This is a genomic window from Bradyrhizobium sp. UFLA05-89, from assembly GCF_059803475.1.
In genome coordinates this window covers 1-3429 of the sequence record NZ_JBANBA010000233.1, presented here as the reverse complement: position 1 = coordinate 3429, position 3429 = coordinate 1, and the positions used below count along the sequence as shown (strand labels likewise).

Below are 3429 nucleotides of genomic sequence, written 5' to 3'. Positions count from 1 at the left end.
ACGGCACGGCGGACGCGCGCCGCGTCTACATCACCGGCATCTCCAATGGCGGTGCGATGACCATGACGCTGGCCTGCAACCGCGCCGATCTGTTCTCGGCCGCCGCTAGCGTGATCATGAACCTCACCGATGAATCGGCCGCCACCTGCCATCCATCACGTCCGCTGCCGATGCTGCTCATGAACGGCACGGTCGATCCGCTGATCCCCTATGACGGCGGCCGCGGCGCGAGTTATTTTGCGGCCGACGGCTTCTGGTCGACCACGAAGACGCTGGCATTCTGGCGTAGCATCAATGGCTGCGAAGCTGATGATGCCGCGGCAACCGATCTGCCCGACAGGAATCCTCACGACGAGTCCACCGTGACGCAGATCGGCTCGTACTGCCCGAAAGGGCGTGACGTCGTGCTCTACCGCGTCAATGGCGGCGGTCATCGCATGCCCGGGCATTTCCCCGATGCACGTTTCCCAAAAGTCGCGAACGGCCTGCTCGGCCCGCAGAACGGCGACATCGACGGCGCCGACACGATCTGGGCGTTCTTCAGCCGCTTTCCTTGAGGCCGCGCATGCGTCACCGGCAACGCATGCGTGCCCAGCAACGCATGCGTGCCCGGCAACGCATGCGTGCCCAGCAACGCATGCGTGCCTGGCAACGCATGCGTGCCTGGGGTGGCAGAGCACAGGGGGCTGCGCTAGACAGGGCCGCCATTCCAACAGGAGATTCACATGAGCATTCAACGTTTCGAAACCGGCCCGCGCATGAGCCAGGCCGTCGTGCACGGCAACACCGTCTATCTCGCCGGTGTCGTCGCCAGCAGGGCCGGCGGTGAAAGCGTGACGAAGCAGACCCAGGACATCCTGGCGACCATCGACAGCCATCTCGCCAAGGCCGGCACCGACAAATCGAAACTGCTGTCGGCAACGATCTACATCACCGACATGAAGACGTTCCAGGAGATGAACGCGGTGTGGGACGCCTGGGTGTCGCCGGGCAACACGCCGGCGCGCGCCACCGTGGAAGCCAAGCTCGCCGCCCCGCAATACACCGTCGAGATCATGGTGACCGCGGCCAAGTAGCACGCTGGAAGATGACTGTGCGGGCCAGAAGCGCGATGAAAGCATCATCGCGCTTCAGTTCTTCGCAGGCGCATGACCTCCGAGGTAATCGATTGGCGCGCGCAAACCTTCGATAGTCAGGGACAGCCGAACCATCCGGCGCTTTTCGAAGGAGACCATCATGACCGACCACACCACCCTCGCCCACCGCTATATCGATCTCTGGAACGAGCGCGCGCCGGGCAAACGGCGCGAACTGCTCAGCGAGAACTGGACGGCGGATGCGAGCTATGTCGATCCCTTGATGCGCGGCGACGGCCATGACGGCGTCGACGAGCTGATCGCCGGTGTGCAGCAGCGCTTTCCCGAGTTCAGGTTCAGGCTGATCGGCGAGCCCAATGGTTATGGCGAGCACCTGCGCTTTTCATGGGGTCTCGGCCCAGACGGCGTCGACAGCCCGATCAAGGGTACCGATTTCGCCGTGCTGAAAGACGGCCGCATCAAGAGCGTCACGGGATTCTTGGATCAGGTGCCGGCGGGCGCGTGAGCTGGCTTACCACCCTCCCTGCAGCGCAGGGCTATCGCATATGAGCATCAACGAGGTCGTCATGCCCGGGCTTGTCGCGGGCATCCACGTTCTCTGTGCTGCAGGGTAAGGCCTGAATGGCCGGGACAAGCCCGGCCATGACGATGTGGAAACTTCGGTGCCGCTGGCGCCCAGGTTCTGTCCGTATTCGAGGGCCGTTCTAGTTCGAAGGAACTAGTGTCCTTGTTCGATTTGTGTTCACTAGTGAACAGAACAAAATGCCCCGCGCCTGCATCTTGGTGCCGATTATGCTGAACCATGCGGATTAGGACCCGCAAGCACGAGGGGTGCGAGCCATGCAACGTCGACGTATCAAGCCAATCCAATCCCTTGAAGACCGCCTTGCCGAGGAGGCGAAGCGCCTACACGAGAAAGCCAAGTTGCTCCCACCAGGAGCGGTCCGCGAGGCCCTCTTGCGGAAGGCTCGCCAAGCCGAGACCGGCTCGCACATAAGCGAATGGCTGCGATCTCCCGAGCTACAACCGCCGAAAGAATGAGAACCTATCGACTAGCAATAGCCACGCTGGCCGCTTCCTCGCTGGCTGGATGGTCTGCGTGCTTGTCGTCGCGTAGGTCGTCTCATTCGGCACGAGGTCATCGTTCTCCCGACCACCACGTTGACTGCGGATCGCTCGCGAAAATCTTGGTCGAGCGCAGCGCGACCAGATGGCGGATAGAATTGCCGCCGTTTTGGAAAATCGCGAACCGAATGGAGTTTCCGAGGCTTCGGATAAAATGTAGCGTCGAACTAAATCCGGCGTATCCAATCCTGCCGCCACTCGCGATTTGCTTTGACCAAGCGACGGACTTCAGCAACGGCGGCGTTCGCACGTGCAACAAGCTGCTCTAGCGGTTCCAGTGCATCTGACATGCCCATAAACCAGCGGGGGGGGGGCGGTTCCCAGCGCGCCGCTTAAATTAGCCCCGCATCTATGTCCTTGATGGTCCTTATGATCTCATTCCTATGCTCCTGCATCTCCTTCAGGGTACGCCGGTATGTTTCAAGCAATTGCTCTGCTACAGCGGTGGGGTGCCCGCCTGCGCGCAGCCGTTCGATATCCATGATCTGATGACTGATTGTTCGTTCGGCGTCGCTGAGATGACGTTCAGCCTCGGCGAGCCGCTGAACTTCCGCGTTCCTGTCCATGCCACTCTCCCAATCCCATTGGAAAGTGGAGCGAGCCTTCGGAAGTTCCGGCGGCGTTGGCGTGCTTCCAGCCAGCAACTTCTCCAGAACGAGCGTATTGTCTCCGCATCACCGGCCAAGGCTTTGTCCGTAGGCGTCGGTGGCTGAGAGACCGATCGATCGCGCTCCAGCCTGCATGAGGAAGGGAGCGGCCAATGGTCCTTAATCCAGGTCGTATCTTTCGCCTTCCAAACTACTTGCAAGATCTTGATGCCCAGCATCTCGAAGCGACGCGCAAGGCGCTTGCCGAACACCGTAAGCTTCTTAAAGACACACCGCCACCTGACAGCTTCGCAGGACGGAAGACCTACGAACCGTTCCCCCTCCCGCGAGGACGACGAGTAACCAGAACTTCGGCGACCCGGTAACTTGAGCCTTGTCTGCAAGAGGCAGGCAGCGCTTGCGGGTTCCGAAGCGGTGCGAGCTACTCTGCTCGTCATGGCGGCCGAATATCGAAAAGCTAGCTAAGCGCCCGAGCACGGGCCGTTCGACTACCGGCCTCTTTCATTTCGCGAATGTCGCCTGTTGGCCGATTCCGTTGAAAAAGGCCGCGGTTGCGACTCAGAGATACCAGTGATTCAGTCTGTCTAGTTGGCAGGACT

General features: G+C 60.9%; 5 protein-coding genes. 4 read left to right on the top strand and 1 reads right to left on the bottom strand.

Annotated features, from left to right (window positions below):
• The 4 genes from SO139_RS45800 to SO139_RS45785 form a co-directional block, all read left to right on the top strand.
• A partial coding sequence (locus SO139_RS45800) for a CE1 family esterase (RefSeq protein WP_498542113.1) occupies positions 1-557 on the top strand: 557 nt, incomplete at its 5' end.
• Positions 558-725: 168 nt separating this feature from the next.
• On the top strand, positions 726-1076 hold the full coding sequence (locus tag SO139_RS45795) for a RidA family protein (protein ID WP_449384485.1): 351 nt from the start codon (positions 726-728) through the stop codon (positions 1074-1076).
• A gap of 160 nt (positions 1077-1236) precedes the next feature.
• Complete coding sequence (locus tag SO139_RS45790; RefSeq protein ID WP_449384486.1) at positions 1237-1602, top strand: nuclear transport factor 2 family protein; 366 nt, start codon at positions 1237-1239, stop codon at positions 1600-1602.
• Positions 1603-1937: 335 nt separating this feature from the next.
• Positions 1938-2138 (top strand): hypothetical protein, encoded by a 201-nt coding sequence (locus SO139_RS45785; protein WP_449384487.1) that lies wholly within the window; start codon positions 1938-1940, stop codon positions 2136-2138.
• 416 nt (positions 2139-2554) lie between these two features.
• Here SO139_RS45785 and SO139_RS45780 read toward each other — a convergent pair whose 3' ends face one another.
• Positions 2555-2788 (bottom strand): hypothetical protein, encoded by a 234-nt coding sequence (locus SO139_RS45780; RefSeq protein WP_449384488.1) that lies wholly within the window; start codon positions 2786-2788, stop codon positions 2555-2557.
• Positions 2789-3429: the final 641 nt, after the last annotated feature.